This is a genomic window from Beijerinckia sp. 28-YEA-48 (assembly GCF_900104955.1).
Lineage (GTDB): Bacteria > Pseudomonadota > Alphaproteobacteria > Rhizobiales > Beijerinckiaceae > Terripilifer.
Map to the genome: position 1 here is coordinate 2,227,697 of NZ_FNSI01000001.1, position 24,961 is coordinate 2,252,657.

At 61.4% G+C, this 24,961-nt stretch carries 22 protein-coding genes; 17 read left to right on the plus strand and 5 right to left on the minus strand.

Annotation, left to right across the window (positions count from 1 at the left end):
• Positions 1–882, plus strand: coding sequence for an IclR family transcriptional regulator (locus tag BLW50_RS10560; protein ID WP_090701478.1), 882 nt, complete (start codon positions 1–3; stop codon positions 880–882).
• 62 nt (positions 883–944) lie between these two features.
• Here the strand turns inward: BLW50_RS10560 and BLW50_RS10565 are convergent, their stop codons facing one another.
• Complete coding sequence (locus tag BLW50_RS10565; protein WP_090701482.1) at positions 945–1,934, minus strand: MBL fold metallo-hydrolase; 990 nt, start codon at positions 1,932–1,934, stop codon at positions 945–947.
• A gap of 119 nt (positions 1,935–2,053) precedes the next feature.
• Between BLW50_RS10565 and BLW50_RS10570 the strand changes: the two genes are divergently transcribed.
• The 3 genes from BLW50_RS10570 to BLW50_RS10580 are packed head-to-tail and all read left to right on the plus strand — an operon-like array spanning position 2,054 to position 4,357.
• Positions 2,054–2,794 (plus strand): TetR/AcrR family transcriptional regulator, encoded by a 741-nt coding sequence (locus tag BLW50_RS10570; RefSeq protein ID WP_244544197.1) that lies wholly within the window; start codon positions 2,054–2,056, stop codon positions 2,792–2,794.
• 28 nt (positions 2,795–2,822) lie between these two features.
• Positions 2,823–3,809: a fumarylacetoacetate hydrolase family protein gene (locus BLW50_RS10575; protein WP_090701485.1), complete on the plus strand. Its 987-nt coding sequence runs from the start codon at positions 2,823–2,825 to the stop codon at positions 3,807–3,809.
• 14 nt (positions 3,810–3,823) lie between these two features.
• A complete protein-coding gene (locus BLW50_RS10580) occupies positions 3,824–4,357 on the plus strand; it encodes a cupin domain-containing protein (RefSeq protein WP_090701488.1) in 534 nt (177 codons plus the stop codon).
• Positions 4,358–4,408: 51 nt separating this feature from the next.
• Here BLW50_RS10580 and BLW50_RS10585 read toward each other — a convergent pair whose 3' ends face one another.
• Positions 4,409–5,614, minus strand: coding sequence for a cobalamin-independent methionine synthase II family protein (locus BLW50_RS10585; RefSeq protein ID WP_090701492.1), 1,206 nt, complete (start codon positions 5,612–5,614; stop codon positions 4,409–4,411).
• Positions 5,615–5,644: 30 nt separating this feature from the next.
• The gene (locus BLW50_RS10590) at positions 5,645–6,643 is read right to left on the minus strand and encodes a Bug family tripartite tricarboxylate transporter substrate binding protein (RefSeq protein ID WP_170850097.1); all 999 of its coding nucleotides are present in this window, start codon (positions 6,641–6,643) and stop codon (positions 5,645–5,647) included.
• 110 nt (positions 6,644–6,753) lie between these two features.
• Between BLW50_RS10590 and BLW50_RS30325 the strand changes: the two genes are divergently transcribed.
• Together BLW50_RS30325 and BLW50_RS10605 are read left to right on the plus strand one after the other, a co-directional pair.
• Complete coding sequence (locus BLW50_RS30325; protein ID WP_170850098.1) at positions 6,754–7,704, plus strand: LysR family transcriptional regulator; 951 nt, start codon at positions 6,754–6,756, stop codon at positions 7,702–7,704.
• Positions 7,705–7,777: 73 nt separating this feature from the next.
• The gene (locus BLW50_RS10605) at positions 7,778–9,028 is read left to right on the plus strand and encodes an alpha-hydroxy acid oxidase (RefSeq protein WP_170850099.1); all 1,251 of its coding nucleotides are present in this window, start codon (positions 7,778–7,780) and stop codon (positions 9,026–9,028) included.
• A 90-nt stretch (positions 9,029–9,118) separates the two neighbouring features.
• On the opposite strand, the gene BLW50_RS10610 is transcribed toward BLW50_RS10605, so the two are convergent.
• Positions 9,119–10,123 (minus strand): Bug family tripartite tricarboxylate transporter substrate binding protein, encoded by a 1,005-nt coding sequence (locus BLW50_RS10610; RefSeq protein ID WP_170850100.1) that lies wholly within the window; start codon positions 10,121–10,123, stop codon positions 9,119–9,121.
• 143 nt (positions 10,124–10,266) lie between these two features.
• Positions 10,267–11,271 carry a Bug family tripartite tricarboxylate transporter substrate binding protein gene (locus BLW50_RS10615; protein ID WP_090701512.1) on the minus strand — a complete coding sequence of 335 codons (1,005 nt, stop codon included), beginning with the start codon at positions 11,269–11,271 and terminating at the stop codon, positions 10,267–10,269.
• 347 nt (positions 11,272–11,618) lie between these two features.
• Between BLW50_RS10615 and BLW50_RS10620 the strand changes: the two genes are divergently transcribed.
• The 11 genes from BLW50_RS10620 (at position 11,619) to lexA (ending at position 24,958) form a co-directional block, all read left to right on the plus strand.
• Positions 11,619–12,683, plus strand: a complete 1,065-nt coding sequence (locus BLW50_RS10620; RefSeq protein ID WP_090701516.1) for an ROK family protein — start codon at positions 11,619–11,621, stop codon at positions 12,681–12,683.
• A 213-nt stretch (positions 12,684–12,896) separates the two neighbouring features.
• Positions 12,897–13,106 carry a cold-shock protein gene (locus BLW50_RS10625; RefSeq protein ID WP_090701519.1) on the plus strand — a complete coding sequence of 70 codons (210 nt, stop codon included), beginning with the start codon at positions 12,897–12,899 and terminating at the stop codon, positions 13,104–13,106.
• Positions 13,107–13,446: 340 nt separating this feature from the next.
• Positions 13,447–15,237, plus strand: a complete 1,791-nt coding sequence (locus BLW50_RS10630; RefSeq protein WP_090701522.1) for a glycoside hydrolase family 15 protein — start codon at positions 13,447–13,449, stop codon at positions 15,235–15,237.
• A 52-nt stretch (positions 15,238–15,289) separates the two neighbouring features.
• A complete protein-coding gene (locus BLW50_RS10635) occupies positions 15,290–17,527 on the plus strand; it encodes an alpha,alpha-trehalose-phosphate synthase (UDP-forming) (protein WP_090708959.1) in 2,238 nt (745 codons plus the stop codon).
• Positions 17,524–18,276 (plus strand): trehalose-phosphatase, encoded by a 753-nt coding sequence (gene otsB / locus BLW50_RS10640; protein ID WP_090701525.1) that lies wholly within the window; start codon positions 17,524–17,526, stop codon positions 18,274–18,276. Before BLW50_RS10635 ends, otsB begins: the two co-directional genes overlap by 4 nt.
• Before the next feature lie 150 nt (positions 18,277–18,426).
• Positions 18,427–19,212 (plus strand): SDR family oxidoreductase, encoded by a 786-nt coding sequence (locus BLW50_RS10645; RefSeq protein WP_090701528.1) that lies wholly within the window; start codon positions 18,427–18,429, stop codon positions 19,210–19,212.
• An 11-nt stretch (positions 19,213–19,223) separates the two neighbouring features.
• The gene (locus BLW50_RS10650; protein ID WP_090701531.1) at positions 19,224–20,150 is read left to right on the plus strand and encodes a hydroxymethylglutaryl-CoA lyase; all 927 of its coding nucleotides are present in this window, start codon (positions 19,224–19,226) and stop codon (positions 20,148–20,150) included.
• Positions 20,143–21,372 (plus strand): CaiB/BaiF CoA transferase family protein, encoded by a 1,230-nt coding sequence (locus tag BLW50_RS10655; protein ID WP_090701535.1) that lies wholly within the window; start codon positions 20,143–20,145, stop codon positions 21,370–21,372. Before BLW50_RS10650 ends, BLW50_RS10655 begins: the two co-directional genes overlap by 8 nt.
• A 120-nt stretch (positions 21,373–21,492) precedes the next feature.
• A complete protein-coding gene (locus BLW50_RS10660) occupies positions 21,493–21,831 on the plus strand; it encodes a YegP family protein (protein WP_090701538.1) in 339 nt (112 codons plus the stop codon).
• A 152-nt stretch (positions 21,832–21,983) separates the two neighbouring features.
• Positions 21,984–23,960, plus strand: a complete 1,977-nt coding sequence (locus BLW50_RS10665; RefSeq protein ID WP_090701541.1) for an oleate hydratase — start codon at positions 21,984–21,986, stop codon at positions 23,958–23,960.
• 290 nt (positions 23,961–24,250) lie between these two features.
• A complete protein-coding gene (gene lexA, locus BLW50_RS10670) occupies positions 24,251–24,958 on the plus strand; it encodes a transcriptional repressor LexA (protein ID WP_090708961.1) in 708 nt (235 codons plus the stop codon).
• The last annotated feature ends 3 nt before the right edge of the window (positions 24,959–24,961 follow it).

Sequence of the window (24,961 nt, forward strand, 5' to 3'; positions counted from 1 at the left end):
ATGGCGAAAGCCAAGGCCGTGCGCGAAGCGCGGCCGGTGAAGAAAACAAGCGAAGCGCTGTCCTCTGGCGATAAGCTGCAAGGCATCCAGTCGGTCGAGACCGGATTTGCGGTTCTCGATGCGCTTGCCGATGGCGACGGCCCGCTCAGCCTGGGCGAAGTGGCGCGCAACAGCGATCTTTCGCCAAGCCAGGCGCGGCGCTATCTCGTCAGCCTGGTGCGCTGCGGGCTGGCGACGCAGGACACGGCAACCGGGCGCTATGATCTGGGCTCGCGCTCGCTGCGCATCGGCCTGGCGGCCTTGGCGCGCGTCGATGCGATCGAACTGGCCAGCTCGGCGCTGAAGGACATGGTCGCCAAAATCCACGAAGCTGGCTCGCTGGCGGTCTGGGGCGACGAAGGTCCCACAGTTATCCGCTGGCTGCGGGGCGGCGGCATCGGCGTGACGTCGCTCGGCCTCGGCACCATCTTCCCGCTGCTCTCCTCGGCAACGGGCCATGTCTTCCTGGCGCATCTGCCCAATGACATGACGCGCGACAAGCTGCGCCGGGAGGTCAGCGGCCCGGCGTTGTCGTCCGTCGAACTGCGCGAGCGGCTTGAGACGATCAAGAGCGGCGTGCTGAAATCAGGTTATGGCTGGCTGAAAGGCCATTTCGTCGACAATATCCGTGGCGCCGCCGCACCGATTTTCGATTCCCAGGGCGAACTGATCGCCGTGCTGGCGATCGCCGGCCCCGAGCGGCGCGATGCGAAAGGCCACGACAGCTCCGTGGAAGCGCTGGTCAATGCCGCCGCCCTGGTGTCGGAGCAATTGTGCCATCGCCCGCCGTCGCTGCTCGTCGCCGCCAACGGCAAATCCAAGGACAAGAAAAACGGGCGCTAGCCAAAAGCGCGCCAAGACCTCTCGGCCTTGATCTCGCCATTGGCTAGTCGAGCCCTGGTGACTTAGTGTTTGTGGCCGCACGCCCCTGTGGCGCAGTCGTGATCCAGCTTCGCCTTCAGCGCCATCATATGTTCGAAGAAGGGGATCGGATCGTGGCCTCCCTGATGGCCGCCGAACTCGTCATAGAGCGTCTGCACATTGACCACGAGCCGTTCGGCATCGCCCCACTGGGCATAATCGCCGAGCGCGATATCGAAGGCCGCCTCGATCACGCTCATGCCCTTGTCATAGCGCTTGCGCGTCTCTTCGGTCACATAGATCAGATATCCACGCATGTTGCGCACGGCGCTTTTGTCAGTGATGCCGCCATGGCCGGGAACGACGATATCGACATCGAGTTCGAGGATCGTGTCGAGCGCCTTGATCCAGTTCGACACCGGCCCGGCCCAGGAGATCGGCGTGCCGCCGTGGAACAGAATGTCGCCGGTGTAGAGAATTTTCTCCGAGGGAATATAGACCAGCGTATCGCCCTTGGTGTGGGCCGGGCCGACTTCGATCAGCCGCACTTTCTTTGATCCAACGGTCACTTCCATCTCGCCCGAGAAGGTCTCGTCGGGCGGCGTCAGCGTGATGCCGGAGAAATCGAAAGGCCGGAAACATTCGAGCACGAATTCGCCGGCTTTTCCGAACTGATGGACATTGTCCATGATCGTTTTGAAAGCGGCCGGCGTGACATGGCTGAACTCATCGTTCGTGCCGTTGGAGGCGATGATCTTGGCGCCCTTCACCAGCTCATTGCCAAAGGTATGATCGCCATTGGCATGGGTGTTGACCAGAGTGCCGATGCTTTTGGCCTGTAGCACCGCATCACGCATCGTCTTCAACATATCGGCGGTCAATTTCAGATCGAACAGCGTGTCGACCAGCAGGCTCGCCTCGCCGTCGGTGATCAGGCCGGCATTGCTCCAGCCCCAGCCGCCATCGGGCTGCAAATAAGCGAAACAGCCATGGCCGATATCGTGAAGCCCCTTGGTGAACTGCCATTTTGCCATCGACCACTCCCTGCGATGCAAGCGCTCCCACGCCAATGGCTCATGACGGTAGCAGATTTGAACAAGTTGACAATATTTTTGATATCTAGTTCAATTTCTCCAGATCGAAGAGACCACCGATGTCCATGAGCCCCCGCGCCCGCGCCGCCAAAACCAAGCAAGCTCCGCGCGCGCGCGCCGTTGAGCCAGCGGGCCCGCCGCCACGCGCGGCCGAGGCGACGCGCGCCAAAATCCTGCGCAGTGCTGAAGATCTGTTCGGCGAACATGGCTTCGACGGTGTCTCGGTGCGCCAGATCGCACTCGCCGCCGGCGTCCCCGTCGCCCTCATCAATTATCATTTCGGCGCCAAGGAAGGGCTCTATCGCGCTATCTTCGAGATGCGGTCTCCGGCGATCGTCGATGATCGCCTCGCCGGCCTGCGGCTGGCGGAGCTTGAGCCTGATCCCGATCGCAAGCTGGAGCTGATCATCCGCGCCCTCATCGTGCCGATGATCCACCTGCGCAACACCGAAAAGAATTCCAGCTATGCGCGCATCCTGGCGCGCGAAACCTCCAGCCCGAGCCGGCACAGCAAAGAGATCATCGGCGAATTTTTCGATCCGGTGGCGCGCAAAATGATCGAGGCCATGGGCCAGGCCCTGCCCGATCGGCGGCCGGAAGAGATTCACTGGGCCTATCACATGATGATCGGCGCCATGGTGTTCTTCATGGCGGACACCGGGCGCATCATCCGGCTGAGCGATGGCAGCTGCGATCCCGACGACGAAATGACGACGGCGACCCATATGGTCGCCCTGCTCCACGCAGCCCTGAAACATGGCCGCGTGCCCGAGCCACCTTCAAGGAAAGGCAATCTGTAACCAAGCACTCGCTTTTGGGGAGGGACCTATGAAGCTTGTCACCTATCAGCACAAAGGAAAGCAGCGCGCCGGCGCCTTTATCGACGGCGACAGGAAAATCATCGATCTCGCCGAGGCGCATAGCGAAGCCTTCGGCGAGAAATACAAAAGTTTCGCCTCGGTTCTGGCGATGATCGAGGCCGGCGACGCAGCGCTCGACCGGGCCTATGAGACCCTGAAGAAGAACAAGAAGAACGGCGCCATCGATCGCAAGTCGGTGAAGCTGCTAGCGCCGATCCAGCCGCCGCCGCAAATCCGCGACTGCCTGTGCTTCGAGCAACACCTCAAGCAAGCTTTCGCCGCCGCGCGGCAGGTACGCGCCAACGCCATGCCCGATCCGAAAGCCGCACTCGCCGAATTCGAGCGCAATGGCACGTTGCAAGTGCCGAAGATCTTTTACGAGCAGCCGATCTATTACAAAGCTAATCGCTTCTCGGTGATCGGCACGGAAGAGGATGTGGTCTGGCCGGCCTATTCCAAGCTGATGGATTTCGAACTTGAGTTCGGCTTCTACATCCGCAAGAAAGGCGTCGATATCAGCCGCGACAAGGCGCGCGACTATATCTACGGCTATACCATCTTCAACGACTTCTCGGCGCGCGACGCGCAGACCATCGAAATGGCTGGGCAGCTTGGCCCCGCCAAAGGCAAGGATTTCGACAATGGCAATGCCATGGGTCCCTGCCTCGTCACCGCCGACGAACTGAAGGACCCCTACAAACTCACCATGATCTGCCGGGTCAACGGCGAGGAATGGGGCCGTGGCAGTTCCTCCACCATGCACTGGAAGTTCGAAGACCTGATCGCCCATGTCTCGCGCTCCGAGACGCTCTATCCCGGCGAATTCTTCGGCTCGGGCACGGTCGGCAACGGCTGCGGCCTGGAGCAGATGCGCTTCCTCAAACATGGCGATGTCGTCGAACTGGAGGTCGAAGGCATCGGCGTGCTGCGCAATCGAGTGTTGACGCATAAGTAGAAAGGGAGAGGGAGATGATTCAAAAGATCAAGCGCTACGTCACCGGACATGACAAGGACGGCAAGACCATCGTCACCTATGACGATCATGCGCCCAACGCCGTGCCACTCAAGGGCTGGACCGGCGCCGGCGTCACCGAAGTCTGGGTGACGGGCGAAATGCCGGTCGACAATATGGGCGCGACAGACCAATCGTTGCGGCCGCTGCAACACGATCCGGTGCGGTCGGGCACGATCTTCCGCGTGGTCGAAATACCGCCGGAGGGCAGTTCCAAGATCAACACGGCTGAAACTTTTGGCCAGCTCGGCTCCGGCAACCAGCCCTCCGCCGAAGACCAGGCAAAACATCCGACCATGCACAAGACCAATTCGGTCGATTATCTCGTGGTCATCTCAGGCGAGATGTGGATGGTGATGGAAAAGGGTGAAGTGCTGCTGAAGGCCGGCGATTGTATCGTCCAGCGCGGCACCAATCACGCCTGGAAGAATGTCAGCGACAAGCCTTGCCTGCTGGCGGCCGTGCTCGTCGACGCGCATCCAGCACCTTAAGATCTACATTGAAGCAATTCGGCCGCAGGCTTTGCCTGCGGCCGTTTGCTTTCAGGCGTTTCCCCAAACCTTGTCGGCGGTCGCCAGCAGCGCCTCGAATTTGCGCCACTGGATATCCTCCGGCAATTGCACAAGCTCCATATCGCTTGAGAAGCCGCATTGCGGGCTGATGGCCAGTTGATCCATCGGCAGATGCTTGGCCGCGTCCTCAAGCCGGCGCAGCAGGAAATCGGGCTGCTCGACCTCCATCGATTTGGTCGTCACCAGCCCCAGAACTGCTGTCGTGCCAGCGGGCACGTAGCGCAGCGGCGTGAAATCGCCAGCGCGCGGGCTGTCATATTCAAGCAGCAGCCGCTGATGCTTGACGCTTGAGAACAATTGCTCGGCGATCGCATCATAATGGCCTTCGCGATGCCACTGCGCCACCATTTCACCGGTCTTGGGATCGATAGAGCGGGTATTGCCCCGGCACAGATGCAGGCCGAAGGTGACGCCCTCAAAACCGGCGATCACGTCATTCTCGGCCTTGATCGCGCGCTCCAGATTCTTCTGCGGGTCCTCGCCACGGGCGCGCATGCGCTCCAGCGACACCTGATCCATATAGGCGGTGAAGCCCGGCGCATCGATATGGATGTAGCGGCACCCGGCGGCGATCAGCTGGGTGATCATCTGCCGCTCGATGGCAACAACATCGGCGATGAAATCATCGAGGCCTTTGTAGACGGCCTGGGATTTCTCCCAGGCGAAACGTTGCGAGATGCGGTCAGGGCCGAGCAAAGCGACCTTAACCGGCGCGGTCGTCGCCAGCGGCGCCACCTGATTGTATTCGTCAAGAATGACATTGCGCTTCAAGGCCAGCCGCGCCACGGCCGGCCGACGCGTCCGGATCGCGGGGCCGGCCAAATCAAATTTCTGCTCGGTGCGACCAAGCGGATTGACGGCCTCGCGCCAATCGGTCCGCGCCTCGGCATTCTCCGGCACGTCAAAGCCGGAGACGGCATCGGCAAAACTGTCCTGAAAATTGGCGCGCCGGAACTCGCCATCGGTCAGGATCGGCAAACCGATTTTCTCCTGCTGCCGGATGCTTGCCGCAACAGCCTTGTCTTGCTCCGCGTACAACTGCGCCGCGCTGATCTCGCCGCGGGCGAATTGGCGATGCGTCTGTTTCAGCGCATCCGGCGGCACGAGGCTGCCGACCTGATCGACTCTCAGCTTGTCGAGCGTGGCGGCGCGGCTTTCCAAAATTGTCTCACTCATCTGCTTTGTCCTGGATCTATGCGTTTCGGATTATTGCTTTGTCAGTCCCGCCTGTTTCGAGGCCCTGTCATATTTGTCGATATCGCGGGAGATGAAGGCGGTGTAGGCGGCGGCACCCTGCTCGGGCGCGAAGGTCATCCCTAACGAGTCGAGCCGCGCGGTCATGTCGGGTTCGCGCAGCGCAGTGGCAACGGCCTTTTCGAGCTTGCCGACAACAGCAGGTGGAATACCCGCCGGCCCGACAAGGCCCATCATGGTGGCGATGTCGAACTGGCCAAGCCCCTCCTCCGCCAAGGTCGGCACATTGGGCAGCGTCGGCTGGCGTTCGGCCGTGCTGACGACCAGCGGCTGTAATTTGCCGAGACGGATCGGCTCCATCACATTGGGAATGCCCGACCAGGCCGCCTGAACCTCACGGCGCAACAGCGCATCGACCATGGGCGTCCCGCCGCGATAGGCGATGTGTTCAAGCTGAATGTTCGACTGAGCGAGAAAGACCGCCATGGTGATGTGATGCACCGAGCCAATCCCCGGAGAGCCGTAATTGGTCTTGTTGGGCGCGGCACGCATGGCGGCGATAAAGGACTTCACATCCTTGAAGCCGAGATCGGGATTGACGACGAGCACTGTCGGCACGCTCGCCAGAGCGGTGATCGGCGTGAAATCCTTGCGTGGATCATAGGCAAGGCCGGCGGTGGTGGCCAGCGCAATGGCCAGGCTGCCGGAATCAGCCACAAAGAGCGTATAGCCATCAGGCGGCGACTTGACGATGGACGTCGCTGCGACGACCCCGCCGGCGCCCGGTGCATTCTCGACGATGAAAGGCGCGTTGAGGGTGACGGTCAGCTTTTGCGCCAGCGCCCGTGCAATGATGTCGGGATTGCCGCCCGGCGCCGCCGCCACGAGTATTTTCACCGCCCGTGTCGGATAGGCCACGTCTTGCGCCTGCGCCAGGGACGTGGTCGCCAGAGCCACGCCAAGCCCGGCCAGAGCCAGCGTTAAACGCTGCATGTTGCGGAGAACTGGCACCTGTCCCTCCCATGGCCTGTTTCCTCTGTTCTGATCTTTCGATTGACGGCCTTCAATTGAAAGCGACAATATTGCAATTGTCTTTTTCATTTTCTGCAAAAATGGATGCCATGGATCGATTTCTCGCCATGCAGACCTTCGTCCGGGCCGCCAGCAGCCGCAGCTTCACGCGGACGGCGGCGCAGCTCGGCATCTCGCGCTCGCTGGTGACACGACACATCGCGGCGCTCGAACAAAACCTCGGCGTCACTCTATTCAATCGCTCGACGCGCAGCATCCGCCTCACCGAGGACGGCGCGTCCTATCTGCAATCTTGCGAACGGATCCTGCTTGATCTCGAAAGCTCCGAGCGCGCGCTGGCGCAGGGGCGCGGCAAGCCTTCCGGCACGCTGAGCATCGCCGCGCCGAAATCTTTCGGCACCATGTATCTCGGCGATGCCATCATTGATTTCGCGACAGTGCAGCCGGACCTGCGCGTATCATTGACGCTGGGCGACTTCACCTTTCGCGCTCAGGATTTCGTCGACAGCGGCCATGATGTCGCCATCCGCACGGTCGACATCCGCGATTCCTCGATCATCGCGCGCCGCGTCGGCACCTTCCCATTCGTGCTCTGCGCCTCACCGCGCTATATCGCGGAGATGGGACAGCCACGAGATCTCGAGGCGCTCGCCGCGCACCGCTGCCTGGTTCATTCCAACTCCAACGAATACGACCGGCGTTGGAACTTCACCGGTCCTTCGGGCGCTGCCACCGTCAAGATCAACGGCGACTTTCTGTCCAACTCCAGCCTCGCCCTGCGCAAGGCCGCCCTGGCGCATCTCGGCATCGGCCTCGTGCCGCATTATTGCATCGTTGAAGACTTGGCGTCAGGCGCCCTCGTCCAGGTGCTGCCGGCCTACCGGCCGTTGCCGCAGCCGATTCTCGTCGCCTATCCCCATGGGGTCGCACCGCCGGCAAAGGTGCGGGTGTTCGTTGCTTTTCTGGCAAAATGGTTCGCGCAACGGCCGGAATGGGCGCAACCGAAGGCGCGGATCAGGGACAATCGCCGCAAACGCTGACCCCTGCCCTCGCTTTGTCGCCCCCTGCCGGCTATGGTCGCGGTTCAATCGAGGCATAATAACGGGGATGGAAATGGACGACGCACGACAGCCGCCAGCACCGGTACAGGCGCTTTCCGCCAAGGAGGCGGAAGAACGGCTCGCGTTGCTGCGTCAATATCCGACCGCATTCGATCTGCGCGAACGGGCGCGCAAGCGGATGCCGCACTTTTCCTTCGAATATATGGACGGTGGCGCCGGCGAAGATACCGGCATCAAGCGCAACTGGGCCTCGCTCGACGGGATCGAACTGGTGCCGCGCTATAGCCGGGTGGTCAAACCACCGCCAGCCGACACGAAACTGTTTGGCCGTGCCTATGCGGCCCCCATCGGCATCGCGCCGATCGGCGGACCTGGCACAGCCTTTCCCGGCGCCGAGACCCATTTCGCCCGCGCCGCGCAGGCGGCGCGTGTTCCCTATACGCTGGGCGTTCTGTCTGGCATCGAAGTGGAAAAGGCGGCGGAGCTCGCGCCTGACGTGCTGTGGTATCAGCTCTATCGCTTCGCCAACAACGATCACAAGATCGGACTCGACCTGGTGCGTCGCGCCCAGGCCGTGGGTGTCCATGCCCTGGTGCTCACCATCGATACGCCGGCGCGCACCATTCGCCCGCGCGAAGTGCGCAGCGGCATCGTCAATCCGTTCAAGCTGACCATGCGTCTGCGGCTCGATGCTCTGACCTCGCCGGCCTGGCTCTCGGCTCTATCGCAAGCGGGCATTCCGCGCTTTGTCTCGCTCAAGAGATACATGCCGGAGAATATCTCGCTGGCCGATGCCGCGGCTTTCATCCGTCGTGAACAAGGTGGCGCCTTCACCTGGGACGAGATCGCCAAATATCGCGAGCATTGGAAGGGACCGCTGGTGCTCAAGGGCGTGTTGCATCCAGCCGATGCGGAACGCGCCGTGGCGATGGGCGTTGACGGGCTGTTCGTCACCAATCACGGCGGTCGCCAGATCGACGCTCTGCCGACAAGCATCGACGTCCTGCCCGCCATTCGCGCTGCTGTTGGTAAAAAGGCGACGCTCATTCTCGACAGCGGCATCCGCTCGGGCATAGACGTGGCGCGCGCCATCGCTTGCGGCGCCGACGCCGCTTTTGCCGGCAAGTCTTTCCTGTGGAGCCTCGGCGCGCTCGGCGCCAAGGGGCCTGGTCATCTCATCAATGTTTATGCGGATGACCTGCGCAACACATTGGGCCAGCTCGGCTGCGCCAACGTTGATGACCTCAGCCGCGTCACCAAGCGCCATCCGAGCGCGTGGAAACGCGAGGATTTCGGCGAATAATACATTCGGGGCCGGTTCTGATTTCATCAGAACCCGCCCCGATTTGATCTAACGCATTTTCTTCACGCGAACCCACTCGCTGGAAAATGCTTATTTGTTGGTGTCCTCGCTCGCCACCTTTTCGAGGATCGGACGCCAGATCTCCTGTTCCTTCTTGACGAAGTCACCAGCTTCACTGAGCGAGGTCTTGTTGACGTAGAGACCGAGCTTGACGAAGCGCGCCAGGAGATCGGGGCTTTCAAGCGCCTTGTTCAGATCGGCACTCACCTTCTTCAGGATGTCGTCTGGCGTACCGACCGGCGCGATCAGCGCGGTCCAGCCGCTGGCGAAGAAGCCCGGCAGCGTTTCGGAGATGGCTGGCAGATCGGGGAATTCCTTCAAGCGCTCCTGCGAGCCAACGCCAAGACCCTTGATGAGACCGCCTTCGATGGCGCCGCCAATGCCCGGGTAGCCATCAACGATGATCCCGACACGGCCGGTGGTCACATCGTTCATCGCTGCCGCCGGCCCGCCGGTATAGGGCACGAAGGTCAGTTTCACGTTGGCCCGGGCCTGAAACAATTCCATCGTCAGATGGGTGAAGCGGCCACGCCCCGTCGCCGCGAAGGCGATCTCACCCGGCTTCTCTTTCGCCAGCGCCACCAGTTCAGCAACGCTGTTGACGTTGAGCTTCGGCGAGACGCCAATCAGCATCGGCTGCACCGAGATGAAACCGACAGGCAGAAAATCACGCGGCATTTCGATCGGCAGGTTGGGCGCGACGCCAGCTGCGCCCTTCAACTGCAGGAAGGTCGAGTTCGACGGCGTGTAGAAGGTGTAGCCATCGGGGGTGGCGCGCGACGCCGCCCGCGCCGAGATGCTGCCGCCGCCGCCTGGCTGATTGATGACGACAACCTGCTGCTTCCACAGAACGGTCAATTGCTCGGCGACAATGCGGGTCGCCACGTCGCTGGACAGTCCCGGCGGCGCATCGGAGATGAAGGTGATCGGGCGATCCGGATAGGTGCTCTGCGCCAATGCGGCCGGAGCGGCCGCCAGGGTCAATCCGATGGCGGCCACGAGAGGTGTGCCGCGCGCTTTCAAAAACAGTCTCAACGATTTTTCCTTTCCGGAAAATCTCCCCACTAATTCGGTAGGCTATATCGGCTTTATGGGATCCAGTTCAAGCCCCTGACCTGGAGGCATTTCCCACGCCAATTCGACGCGGGAAATGCCAAAGCGTCAGCTTAACAGGAGGCTCATTTGCCGTCTTCGCTCGCCACTTTTTCAAGGATCGGGCGCCAGACATCCTGCTCCCGCTTCACGAAAGCGCCAACCTCATCGGCGGACATCTTGCGCGGATAGGTGCCGAGCTTTTCGAAGCGCTGGATGACATCGGGGTTGTCGAGGACCTTGTTGACGTCTTCGCTGACCTTTTTCACGATATCCGCCGGCGTCCCGATCGGGGCGACAACGATATTCCAGCCGCCGGCAAAGAAGCCGGGAACAGTCTCCGCAACGGTCGGCAGATTGGGGAACTGCGGCAACCGCTCGGACGTCCCAACACCGATGGCCTTAATGAGATTGCCGTCGATGGCGCCACCGAGGCTGGAATAGCCGTCCAGAACGATGCCGACGCGCCCTGTGGTGACATCGTTCATCGCCGCCGCCGGTCCGCCGGCATAGGGCACGAAGGTGAGCTTGATGTTGGCGCGCGCTTGCAGCAGTTCCATCGTCAGATGGGTGATGCGCCCCTTGCCGGTCGCGGCGAAGGAAATCTCGCCGGGCTTTTGCTTCGCCATGGCAACGAGCTCAGCGACGGAATTGACGCCGAGCTTCGGCGACACCGCGAGGAAAATCGGCTGCACGGAAACGAAAGCCACCGGGACGAAATCACGCGGCAGCTCGACGGGCAGATTGGGCGAAGTTCCCGGGGCGCCCTTCAACGCCAGGAAGACCGAGGCCGCCGGCATATAGAAGTTGTAACCGTCCGGCGTCGCTTGCGCGGCGGTTCGGGCCGAGATGCCACCGCCAGCGCCCGGATAGTTGAGGACGACGACCTGCTGTCTCCACAGATTACCCAATTGCTCGGCGACGATGCGCACGGACACGTCATTGGAACTGCCCGGCGCCGAATCGGAAATCAGATTGACCGGCCGGTTCGGATAATTGCTCTGCGCCGATGCGGTCGCGGCAGCCGCCAGCGACATCCCGATCGCGGCAGCCCACGACAGGCCACGCGTGCTCACATGAATCTTGGACATATTCCCCCCTCACTCGGCGGCCCGCGTTATCGCGACCGCCACTCAACACAAAGTCTCTTTGCTGCCGCAACAGGCAGACGAAACGCCCGGCACGAAGGCTAGGCTCAGCCGCTTTGGCATTGCCCCGCCCAGTTTACCCCATGGACCTGACGGTCCTCAACCACGCCGAGCCGTATCCAATAGCCACGCTGACCCCACTGTCGGGGATCGTCGGCCTATACATGTTTCCACGGACCTGCGCTTTGATCCCCCGCATCGCGGCGGACGGCTTCTAAGGCTGACGCTTAAGCTATGCAACCATCGGACGGCTTTAGCCGTTAAATCCCTATAATCAGGGGGCTCAACGGATGGCTGTTCAGACGACAGAAGCAATCGGCACGCACGGAGCCACAACCCTCCCTTCGGTGATCGTCGATAGCTACAACGCCGAAATCAAAGACGACGAGGGTTTTGTCGGCGACCGAGCAAGCCGGCGCGCCTTTCACGATCTGCTGGAAAAATGGCGCAAGCCGCTGCGCAAACTGGATGCGGACCCGTTCGGCGACGAGGCCAGCGACGACATCAGCCGTAAACGGCTGGACGAAATTTTGACCAGCGGAGACCAGGACGCCAGCGGCGTGGTGCAAAGCGCCATCGAGGACTTCGCGCAGGAACTCGCCGGCGTGGCGCAGCGATTCCTGAAACTGAAAGCCTGGAGTGACACACAACGCCTGGTCATCGGCGGCGGCTTCCGCCAGAGCCGCATCGGTGAACTGGCCATCGCCCGTGCCGGCCTCATCCTGAAGGCCGAGAAAATCAACATCGATCTCGTTCCCATTCGCAGCCATCCTGACGAAGCCGCGCTGATCGGCTGCGCGCATCTGGCGCCGGCGTGGATTTTCGAGGGCCACGACGCCATTTTAACCGTCGACATTGGCGGGACGAATATGCGTGCCGGCGTTGTCGAACCCAACGTCAAAAAGGCCAAGGACCTGTCCAAGGCGCGGGTGTGGAAGTCAAAGCTCTGGCGGCACGCCGACGACGATCCAAAGCGCGACGAGGCCGTGGGCGAACTCATCGGCATGTTGCAGGATCTGGCGTCACGCGCCCAGAAGGAGGGCTATAAACTGGCGCCGTTCATCGGCATCGCCTGCCCGGGGCGAATCGAGGATGACGGCTCCATCTCGCAGGGCACGCAAAACCTGCCGGGCAATTGGCAAAGCAGCCGATTCAATTTGCCGCAGGCGATCGCCGCCGCGATCCCGGAGATCGATGAGCACGAAACCCTGGTGATCATGCATAATGACGCTGTCGTGCAGGGGCTGAGCGAGGTGCCCTTCATGCAGGATGTGGAGGGATGGGGCGCTTTCACCATCGGAACCGGTCTGGGTAACGCCCACTTCACCAACCGGACTACGACAAAAAAAGCCTAGAGTTGGGAGCGACCTAGGATCTAAACGACCCCGAAAAGAGGATCTTGATTAAATAAGTCGTATCCCCCATATTAGATGTTCGAGCTTTTGGCCGAACGACTTGGCCTTGCCGCAACCGCGGACCTGTCTGACGACATTCCCTAAATCTCGAATACACCGGTTGCGGAATTTCTTTGCGACCAACCTGCACTTGCTAAATACGGAATGATACCTATGTCACAGGGAACCGTTAAGTGGTTCAACGATCAAAAGGGCTACGGATTTATCCAGCCCGATGATGGCGGCAAGGACGTGTTCGTTCACATCAGCGCCGTTGAACGCGCCGGGATGCGCGGCCTGAACGAAGGACAGAAGATTTCGTACGAGATCGTCGTCGACAAGCGTTCGGGTAAGTCCTCTGCGGACAATCTGAAGGCTGTCTGATCAACAGACTTCGCCAAGTCTCTAGCCTTGACCACGGATGTACTGGCAAGGCCTATGACTTTTTGGCCCCGCTGCGGCTCTGCCGCGCGGGGCCTTTGCTTTTTTAACGACCCGATCGCGCGGGCCTGCAGCGGCCTCGCACGATGACAAAAACCTGCCACATCGGCATGGAACTTTTTCCGCGCACCACGCGTTAAGTCCCTGGTGTCGCGAACGTTTGAATCCTAGCCGAGCGCCTCGCGATACCAGGCCGGCCCACCGAGTTCCTCGTTCCTATCGCTCGTCATGCCTTGGTCCTCATGCCTTGGCCTTCGCGCCGCCCATATCAGGAGATCTACCTATGCATTCTCTCGACCTTGCTGTGATCGGAAACTGTTCGATCGCAACATTGATCGACAAGCGCGCGCGCATGATCTGGTCGTGCTTTCCTCGGCTCGATGGCGATCCGGCGTTCTGCAATTTGCTGATGGGCGAAGATGCCGACAAGCAGCATGACGGCCTGTTCGAGATCGAGCTTGTTGGCGGAGTATCTTGCTCGCAGTCTTATATCGAGAACACCGCTGTCCTTGTTTCCGTCTTGTCCGACGCGGCCGGTAACTCGCTTGAGATCACCGACTATGCGCCGCGCTTCATGCAGTTCGATCGCATCTACCGGCCGCCGATGGTGGTGCGTCGCATCCGCCCGCTGAAAGGCCGGCCACGCATCAGGGTGCGGGCCACGCCGAAATTCAATTGGGGTGCCGACGAGCCTGAGGTGACGCGCGGCAACAGCCACATTCGTTTCGTCGGCCCGTCGATGAGCCTGCGCCTGACGACAGACGCGCCGGTCGCCTATCTCCTCGATAGAACCCCGTTCGTGATCGACCGACCGCTGGCCTTCTTCTTCGGCGCCGACGAACCGTTGCGTGCCGGCATCGATGTGATGGGCCGGGAATTCCTTGAGAAGACCATCGCCCATTGGCAGGATTGGGTGCGTTCGCTGTCGATCCCCTTCGATTGGCAGGAAGCGGTGATCCGCTCGGCCATCACCCTCAAAATGTGCAACTTCGAGGAGACCGGCGCCATTGTCGCCGCGCTCACCACCTCCATTCCCGAAGCGCCCTCAAGCGGTCGCAACTGGGACTATCGCTATTGCTGGGTGCGTGACGCCTATTTCGTCATTCAAGCGCTGAACCGACTTGGCACGACGCGCACGATGGAAACCTACATCGGCTACATCACCGATATCGTCGATGACGAGAATTCGCGCGGCGCCAAGGATATCGGTCCCCTCTTCAGCGTCTCGCGCCTGTCCGACCGCGAGGAACGGATCGCCGAAAAGCTTGCCGGCTATCGCGGCATGGGGCCGGTGCGCACTGGCAACGGCGCCTATACGCAGGTGCAAAACGATGTTTACGGCAGCATCGTGCTCGCCTCCATGCATGCCTTCTTCGATCACCGGCTGGTGCGCGACGGCAATGAAATCCTCTTCGAACGCCTTGAAGGTCTCGGCCGCCGCGCACTCGAGGTGTTCAACCAACCCGATGCCGGCCCTTGGGAACTGCGCACGATCGCCTCGATCCACACGTTTTCGAGTGTGATGTGCTGGGCCGCTTGCGACAGGCTGGCGCGCGCCGCCAAGCGGATCGGCCGGGATGACCGCAGTGAGTTTTGGCAAAAGCACGCCGAAACGATCCATGCCGAGATCGATCGACGCGCCTTCAACGCCAAGCTCGGGACGTTCGTCTCCGCCTTCGACGGTGAAGACCTCGACGCGACCTTGCTGCTCCTGGCCGAACTCGGCTTCGTCAAAGCCGAGGATCCCCGTTTCGTCGCCACCGTCGAAGCGATCGGAAAATCATTGCGCCTTGGCGACCTCTTGCTGCGCTACGCAACACATGACGACTTCGGCCATATGACCAATGGCTTCCTCATTTGCAGCTTTTGGTATGTCGATGCGCTTGCCGCCATCGGCCATCGCGAGGAAGCGGTGGCGCAATTCGAGCGACTGCTCGCCCTGCGCAACTCCTTCGGGCTTTTGTCGGAAGACGCTGACCATCAGACCGGCGAGCTCTGGGGCAATTTCCCGCAAACCTATTCGATGGTCGGCCTGATCAATTCAGCGGTTCGGCTCAGTCGTCCCTGGGAGTAAGCTTTAGGGCCTGTCGGCCGTCTTGATCGGGAGCATTTCAGGAGCATTGGATGTGAAGTCTTATTACCGTTATGGAGCCTTTATCATTGGCGTGATCGTCGTCCTCGTGCTCGGCTTTCTGCCCCTGACCTCCATCGTCGTCGATCAATGGTCGCGGCGCGATGTCGAATTGCGTTCGCGCCTTGTGTTCAATTCCATCCAAGACCAAATTCAGTCCGATATCGTCCGCAAAGACGATGGCGCCATCTCAAAACTATTCGATCGCCTGGCCGACGACGAGCGCCTTGTCGGCATCATGTATTGCGACGAACGCGACAACCTCGTTTACCAGACCAAGAGCCTGGGCAATGACGTCGCCTGCAAGGCCTTGGCGCGCAGCGACCGGCCTAATTTCTCGACTATCAATCACGCCGGCCGCCGGCTGTTCATTGCAACGTTCCCGATCACGACCGGCGCAACCAAAGGGCATGTCGCGGTCTTACATGATCTGAGCTTCATAGAAGCGCGCGCCTCGGAAGTGCGTTTCTACTGGGTGCTCGGCATCGTCGGTGTTGGCTTTGCCATCAGCCTGCTCGCCGCCGCGCTGATGTTCTTCCTGCTGCGACAATGGCTGGCGTCGGCACGCCAAACAATTCTTGATGCGCGCAAGGGTGGCGGCGTCATGCGCGACCCCAACGGAACACCGCCGATTCTCGGGGCCGAAATCCGAAAGCTGGTCCGCGACCTGAAATCCGATGCCGCGAGCGGCGGTGAAGCGCCGATCCAGGTCGACTGGTCGCCTGAAACCCTGCGCAAGCTGATCGAAGAAGAATTGCCCGGTGTACAGGTGATCGCGGTTTCGAACCGCGAGCCCTATATCCACAACAAGAACGGCGACACCATCTCGGCGCAGACACCGGCAAGCGGCCTGGTGACGGCGCTGGAGCCGGTGATGCGCGCTTGCGGCGGCACCTGGGTGGCCCATGGCAGCGGCACGGCTGATCGCGAGACCGTCGACCGCAATGACCGTGTGCAAGTGCCCCCCGACGATCCAGCCTATACCTTGCGCCGTGTCTGGCTGTCGGAGGACGAGCAGGACGGCTATTACTATGGCATGGCCAACGAGGGCCTGTGGCCGCTGTGCCATATCTCCTTCGTGCGTCCGTCGTTTCGTGAGGCCAACTGGGTCACCTATCAGGAGGTCAACGAGCGTTTCGCCGATGCGGTCGCGCAGGAAGCGCGCGTGCCCGATCCGATTGTCCTGGTGCAGGATTATCACTTCGCCACCCTGCCCGGCATGATCCGCAAGCGGCTGCCGCGCGCCACCATCATCACCTTCTGGCATATCCCGTGGCCGAACTCCGAAACCTTCGGCATCTGCCCGTGGCGCGAGGAGATCATCCGCGGCCTTCTCGGCAGCTCCATCCTCGGCTTCCACACGCGCTTCCATTGCAACAACTTCCTGGAGACGGCTGACCGTTTCATCGAAAGCCGGATCGATCGCGAGAATGCCTCGGTCACGCTCGAAGACCAGGAGTGTCTGATCCGTCCCTATCCGATTTCGATCGACTGGCCGCCGGCGGCGATGAAGGCGCAAAAGCCGGTCGCTGAATGCCGACGCATTGTGCGCGAGCGCCTCGGCATCGATCAGAACGCCCATCTGGCCATCGGCGTCGAGCGGTTCGATTATACCAAGGGCGTGGTCGATCGGATGCACGCCGTCGACGATTTCCTGACGCGCCATCCCGAATGGATCGGTCGCTTTGTCCTGGTGCAGGTGGCGGCGCCGACCAGAACCAAACTCGACTCCTATCGCAAACTACAAGACGAAGCCGTTTTGCTGGCTGAGACGATCAATGAAAAACATGGCAACGACAGCTATAAGCCGATCATTCTCATCATCCGTCATCATGAACCGGCGGAAGTGTTCGAGCTCTTCCGCGCCGCCGACGTCTGCGTCGTCTCCAGCCTGCATGACGGCATGAATCTCGTGGCCAAGGAATTCGTCGCCGCACGTGACGACGACCAAGGGGTGCTGATCCTATCGCAATTCGCCGGTGCCTCGCGGGAACTGACCGCAGCGCTGCTGATCAATCCCTATGATGCCTACGGCACGGCGGAATCCTTCCAGCACGCGTTGACCATGCCCGAGGATCAGCAGCGCGAACGCATGCAGCTCATGCGCACGCTGGTACGGGAGCGAAATGTCTATCGCTGGGCCGCCCAAATGCTGGTCGAGGCCTCGCGGCTGCGCAATCGCCAGCGCATTCTCGAACCCGTTCAGGAGGGACGCTCGGGGGGCAGCACATGACTACTCAGACTTGGTCGCTGTTCCTCGACTTCGATGGCACATTGGTCGACATCGCCTCACGACCCGACAATGTGGTCATCGACAGCTCCCTGGTGGCAACCCTGCAAGACTTGCAGCTCACCTTGGACGGCCGCTTTGCCATTGTCAGCGGGCGCTCGTTGCAGGTGCTTGATGGCTTTCTGCGGCCGCTGATGTTCGACGCCGCCGGCCTGCACGGGCTCGAAACGCGCGCCGGCGACATCACCACTCGCTGCGATGCGACCAGCCGACCGGAGCTGATGCTGGCGGCCGACAGGGTCCGCGCGGCGATGGATCCGATCGACGGCGTCATCGTCGAGGACAAGGGCTGCGCTTTCTCGGTGCATTGGCGCAAGGCGGTCGAGTCCGAGAAACTCTGCCGCCATGCGCTCAGTGATGCGCTGAAATCGCTCGGCTCCGACTACCGATTGCAACTTGGCAAATGCGTCGGCGAAATATTGCCGGCGGAGGCGAGCAAGGGCCACGCCATCGCGGACTTCCTGAAACACCCGCTCTACCGCAACAGCCGGCCGATCTTCATCGGCGACGATCTGACCGACGAAGACGGGTTTCGCGTCGTCAACGACAATGACGGCGTGTCGATCCATGTCGGCGGTCTCGACACGATCGCCAAACACCGGCTCGCATCGCCGGCGGCCGTGCTCGATATCCTCAAATATTGGGCCCACTCCGGCCAGTTCGGATCGCTTTTCAAACTGCAGGACGGCTGATCCACCTCCCCTGTGCACGGAATGGCGCAGCCGCTTGGCCGCCAAAGCAATCGAACGATTGCCGGTGCCGTCGGTTTCTATTGAAACGCGATTTGCTCTAGGGCATCGTCGCCGCCAAAGGAAAGAGCAGCCTCCAGGAGACGGTGCACAATGGATTTCGGATTAAAGGGGAAGACGGCCTTGGTTTTGGGCGCCAGCAGCGGCCTCGGCCGCGCGATCGCCGTATCGCTCGCCGGCGAAGGGGCCAACGTGGCGGTGGCCGGGCGCCGGACTGAGAAGCTCGATGAAACGGTGAGCCTGATCACGGCCGCCGGCGGCAAGGGCCTCGCCCTCCCCTGGGATTTGAGCGACCTCTCGGTGATCGACGCCCATGTCGCCCGCGTCGAACAGGCATTCGGGCCGATCGATATCCTCGTCAACAACACCGGCGGACCGCCGCCGACCACCGCCGCCGGCCAGAAGCCGGAGCTTTGGGCGCAGCAGTTCCAAAACCTCGTCCTCAGCGTCATCGCGATCACCGACCGGGTGCTGCCCGGCATGCGCCAGCGCAAGTGGGGACGCGTCATCACCAGCGCCACCTCGGGTGTCGTCTCGCCGATTCCCAATCTCGGCATTTCCAACACCTTGCGCGCTTCGCTCGTCACCTGGTCGAAGACCTTGTCGCAGGAAGTGGCGCGCGACGGAGTGACGGTGAACGTGGTGCTGCCCGGCCGCATCACCACCGATCGTATCGCCCAGATCGACGGCAACACCGCGCAGAAGCAGGGCCGCAGCATCGAGGACGTGACGCGCGACAGCGCCAATGCCATTCCCATGGGACGCCTTGGCGATCCCAAGGAATATGGCGATGCCGTTGCCTTCCTCGCCAGCGCCCGCGCCTCCTATATCACCGGCTCGGTGCTGCGCGTCGACGGCGGCGCCATACCCAGCATCTAATTAGGAGCCTCATGTCCACTGACGTCATCATCAGCGAATGCGGCCCGCGCGACGGGCTGCAAAGCCTTTCACAGGTGATGGCGACGGCGGACAAATTGCGCTGGATCGACGCGCTTTACGCGGCCGGCCTGCGCGAGATCGAAGTCGCCTCCTTCGTGCCGGCCAAACTGCTGCCGCAGATGGCCGATGCGGCGGAGGTGGTGCGCCACGCCCGCACCCTGCCCGGCCTGAAAGTTCTGGGCCTGGTGCCGAACCTGCGCGGTGCCGAGGCCGCCATCGCCGCCGGCGTCCATGTGCTGACCATTCCGGTTTCGGCGAGTGAAGCCCATTCGCGCGCCAATGTGCGCAAAACTCCAGCCGAGATGGTGGAGGAAGTGAAACGCATCGTGGCGCTGCGCGACGCGCAAGCGCCACAGATTGGCATCGAAGCCAATATTTCAACCGCCTTCGGCTGCACCCTGCAAGGCACGGTGCCCGAAGACGATGTGATCCGCCTGGCGAACCAGCTCGCCGAAGCCGGTGCCGACGAAACCGGCCTGTCGGATACGGTGGGCTATGCCAACCCAGCACAGGTGACGCGGCTGTTCAGCCGCGCCTTCGCCGAAATCGGCAGCAAGACCGGCGCCGCCCATATGCACAACACCCGTGGCCTTGGCATCGCCAATTGCCTAGCCGCCTATGAGGCTGGCGTGCGCGCGTTCGATAGCTCGCTGTGCGGCCTCGGCGGCTGCCCCTATGCGCCGGGCGCCTCGGGCAATGTGGTGACGGAAGATCTCGTTTTCATGTTCGAGGCCATGGGTCTTTCGACCGGCATCGACCTGAAGAAACTGATCGCGGCGCGCGCGGCCGTTATCGCTGGCCTGCCTGGCGTCGAGGTCTATGGCATGACGGCGGAAGCCGGCCTGCCAAAAGGGTTCGAACAGGCCCATCATGGCTGATGCGCAGCGTCTCCTTCCTTTAGCAGGCGTCCGCGTCATCGAATTCACCCATATGGTGATGGGACCGACCTGCGGGCTGATCCTCGCCGATCTCGGCGCCGAAGTGATCAAGATCGAGCCTGTGACCGGCGACAACACGCGCAAGCTCATCGGCTCGGGCGCCGGCTTCTTTCCCACCTTCAACCGTAACAAGCAGAGCCTGGCCATCGACACCAAGGATCCGCTGGGACGCGAGATCGTGTTGAAGCTGGTGGCGACCGCCGACGTGTTCAGCGAAAACTTCAAGTCCGGCGCCATGGCCCGCCTCGGCTTCGATGCCGATACCCTGCGCAAGCTCAACCCGCGCCTGATCTATGTCTCGCACAAGGGCTTTTTGCCTGGGCCTTATGAGCAACGCACGGCGCTCGACGAAGTGGTGCAGATGATGGGCGGCCTCGCCTATATGACGGGGCCGGAAGGACGGCCGCTGCGTGCCGGCACCAGTGTCAACGACATCATGGGCGGCATGTTCGGCGCCATCGGCGCGCTCGCTGCTCTGCTGCAACGCGACCGGGCGGAAACCGGCACTGGCGTTGGCACCGACGTGCAAAGCGCGCTGTTTGAGAACAATGTCTTCCTCGTCGCCCAGCACATGATGCAATATGCGGTGACCGGCCAGAAGCCGGCGCCGATGCCAAGCCGCATCTCCGCCTGGGCAGTCTATGATGTGTTCTCCGTCGCCGAGGGCGAGCAGATTTTCCTGGCGGTCGTCTCCGACACGCAATGGGCGCTGTTCTGTAAGGCCTTCGGTTATGACGATTTGATGAAGGACGAGCGGCTCGCCAGCAACAATAACCGGGTGCGTGCCCGCGACTGGATGATGCCGCTGCTGCGCGAACGCCTCGCCGGGCTCGATGCCGATACGATCGCCCGCACCTTCGAAGCCAATGGCCTGCCCTATGCGCCGATCACCAAGCCACAGGATCTATTCGACGACGAGCATCTGGCAGCGACCGGCGGCCTAGCCCCGGTCACCATCTCTGCCGATTGCAGCGGCGCGGAACGGGCCGTGGAGACCCACACGCCCTTGCTGCCGTTAACTTTCGACGGCGCCCGGCTGCCATTGCGCGCGCCACCGCCAGCGCTGGGGCAGGACAATGCGCGTATTCTCAGCGACCTTGGCTACAGCGCCGATGACATCGCCGACCTGCAAGGCAACGGGATCGTCAGAGCCGCGGACTGACGTTGCATTTTGCAGTTTGACTAAGTCAAACGTCGCAAGGCCAAAACTAAAATTGCGTTTTTATCGAAACACAATTTGCTTTAGGCTCCCGCCCGTCTCGTTTCCCATCAGGAGGACGATATGGCCGGCAAGTTCGTGCTGAAAAAATCTTCCAATGACAAATTCTATTTTGGTCTTTTGGCAAGCAACGGCGAAAATATTCTCAAGAGCGAAATGTATGAAGCCCACGCCTCGGCCATCAAGGGCATCGAGTCCGTGAAAGCCAATGCACTGAATGACGGGCGCTACGAACGCAAAACCGCCAAAAACGGCGAGGAGATGTTCAACCTGAAGGCCGCCAATGGCCAGATCGTCGGCACCAGCGAAACCTATTCCTCGGCGGCCGCCCGCGACAAGGGCATTGAGTCCGTGAAACACAACGCCCCCGAAGCTGCCATCGACGATCACACGAAATCATAAGGCGCGTCATTGCGAGAAGTATCGCGACGAAGCAATCCAAGGCGCGCGGCAGAATACAGAAACATGCGTTGACTCCTGGATTGCTTCGCTGCGCTCGCCATGACGTGTGACGTTCACCGCTAAGAGTTTAACGCAATACTGAGAGGATCGTCATGACCAACGGAACTCCTCCCGTCCGCGAAAGCGGCAAGACGTTTAAAGTCGAGGCGGACACCACCGCCGCCTATTGGCACAACAGCGCCGACAATACTCTGCCACCACCAGACATGATGGGCGCTTACATGCGCAACCATCCGGTGCCGGCTCCGCAGGTCGAGGGCCGCAAGGCCTGGATCATCGGCAGCGGCATCGCCGGCCTTGCCGCCGCTTTCTACATGATCCGCGATGGCCGCATGGCGGGCGAGGACATCACGATCCTCGACGCCATGCATATCGAAGGCGGCTCACTCGACGGCGCCGGCAATCCGGAGGAAGGCTACATCATCCGCGGCGGCCGCGAGATGAACTGGAACTATGACAATCTGTGGGACATGTTCCAGGACGTGCAAGCACTGGAGCTGCCCCAGGGATACAGCGTCCTCGACGAATATCGGCTGGTCAACGACAACGACTCGAATTTTTCCAAATCCCGCCTCATGCACAAGCGCGGCCAGATCCGGGATTTTTCGACCTTAGGCCTTTCCAAGCCGCAACAGTGGGAACTCATCCGGCTGATGCTGAAACGCAAGGAAGACCTCGACGACATCACCATCGAGCAATATTTCAGCCCCGGCTTCCTCGAAACCAACTTCTGGTATCTCTGGCGCTCGATGTTCGCGTTCGAGAACTGGCAGAGCCTTCTCGAAATGAAGCTCTACATGCATCGATTTATCGATGCGCTCGATGGACTGACCGACCTGTCGGCGCTGGTCTTCCCGAAATACAATCAATACGACAGCTTCGTGCGTCCCCTGGTGACGCATCTGCGCGAACGCGGCGTGAAGGTGCAATTCGACACGCGCGCCTATGATCTCGACATGGCCGTCAATGGCGATGCCCGCACGGTGACCGGGATCAAAGCCAAGGTGGCTGGCGCCGATACGACCATTGCGGTCGGTCCAAAAGATGTGGTCTTCGCGCTGACCGGCTCCATGACCGAAGGCACGGCATATGGCGACATGAACACGGCCCCCGTGCTTGATCGCGGCAAGACCGATCCGGGCGACGCCAGCGATTGGGCGCTCTGGAAGAACCTGGCGAAGCAATCATCGATCTTCGGCAAGCCCGAGAAATTCTATGGCAATGTCGATGGCTCGATGTGGGAGTCGGTGACGCTGACCTGCAAGCCCTCGCCCTTCGTCGATAAGTTGAAAGAGCTTTCAGTCAACGATCCCTATTCCGGCAAGACGGTGACGGGCGGGATCATCACCTTCACCGACTCGAATTGGGTGATGAGCTTCACCTGCAACCGCCAGCCGCATTTCCCGACCCAGCCCAAGGATGTCTTGGTGGTCTGGGTCTATGCGCTGCTGATGGACAAGCAAGGCAACTTCGTCAAAAAGCCGATGCCAGCCTGCACCGGGCGCGAGATCATCGCCGAGCTTTGCTATCATCTGGGCATCGAGGATCAGCTCGATGCGGTGGTGGCCAACACCAAGGCACGCTTGGCGCTGATGCCCTACATCACATCGATGTTCATGCCGCGCGCGGCTGGCGACCGGCCACATGTGGTGCCTGCCGGTTGCACCAACCTTGGTTTGATGGGCCAGTTCGTCGAAACGGCAAACGACATCATCTTCACGATGGACAGTTCGATCCGCACCGCGCGCGTCGGGGTCTACACCCTTCTGAACCTGCGCAAGCAGGTGCCGGATATCAGTCCGACACAATACGATATCCGCTCGCTGCTGAAAGCCGCCCGCGCGTTGAACAACGGCGAGCCGTTCCCCGGCGAGCGCCTGCTCCACCGGCTGCTCGACAAAACCTACTATGCCCACATCCTGCCGCCGCTGCCTGAAGCCGATGCCGCTAAGCGTGAAACGGCAGAAGGCGAACTGACGGGACTTTTGGGCAAGGGCAATCAGGCGCTCGGCCTCGTTATCGGCTGGCTGGAACAGGTTCGCGAAAGCTTGGCCGCGCACAAGCGCTAGGTTCGCTGGCGGTTCTGAGTAATCGACCGGCCATGTTGAAGGCGGTGCGCGCCGCCTTCAACGGGCAATAGACCCGTATTGCCAAGCGCTTTGAGCCACACCTAGCGCGTCCTTGGCGCATCCTTGACCCAAACCGTCTGCCCCTTGCGGAACACATCGCGAACGATTATCGTTTGTTCATGGTTTGTTTATCGATTCGCCACAGGGTGATGCGCCCGACAGGCGGGCGAATCGACAAGGCGCCGTGGCTGGCGGCGCCAGCCCAGCGTGTTTGGGCGGAGAGGACAATTATGCTGACGAAGAAGCAGAGCGAACTCCTGCGCTTCATCAACGAACGGCTCAAAGAGGCCGGCGTGCCCCCTTCCTTCGATGAGATGAAGGATGCGCTTGATCTGCGCTCGAAGTCGGGCATCCATCGCCTGATCATGGCGCTGGAAGAACGCGGCTTCATTCGTCGCCTGCCCAACCGCGCCCGCGCGCTTGAAGTGTTGAAACTGCCGGAGGCCTCCGTGCCGGCTGGACCGCGTGGCGGCCGTTTCTCGCCAGCGGTGATCGAGGGCACCCTTGGCAAGGTCCGCGCCCCAGTCACGCCGATGGCCGACGACAGTTTCGTGCCGCCCATCTCAATTCCCGTCATGGGCCGCATCGCCGCCGGTACGCCGATCTCGGCGATCCAGTCGCGCAGCCACACCATTTCCGTCCCGCCGGACTTCCTCTCCACCGGCGATCATTTCGCCCTGGAAGTGCGCGGCGATTCGATGATCGAAGCGGGCATTCTCGATACCGATACGGTGATCATCCGCCGGCAGGAAAATGCCGAGTCCGGCGACATCGTCGTAGCGCTGATCGACGATGAGGAAGCGACCTTGAAGCGCCTGCGTCGGCGCGGCGCCTCGATCGCTCTGGAAGCGGCCAACCCGGCCTATGAAACCCGGATTTTCGGTCCCGACCGTGTGCGTATCCAAGGCAAGCTGGTCAGCCTGATCCGCCGTTACTAAGCG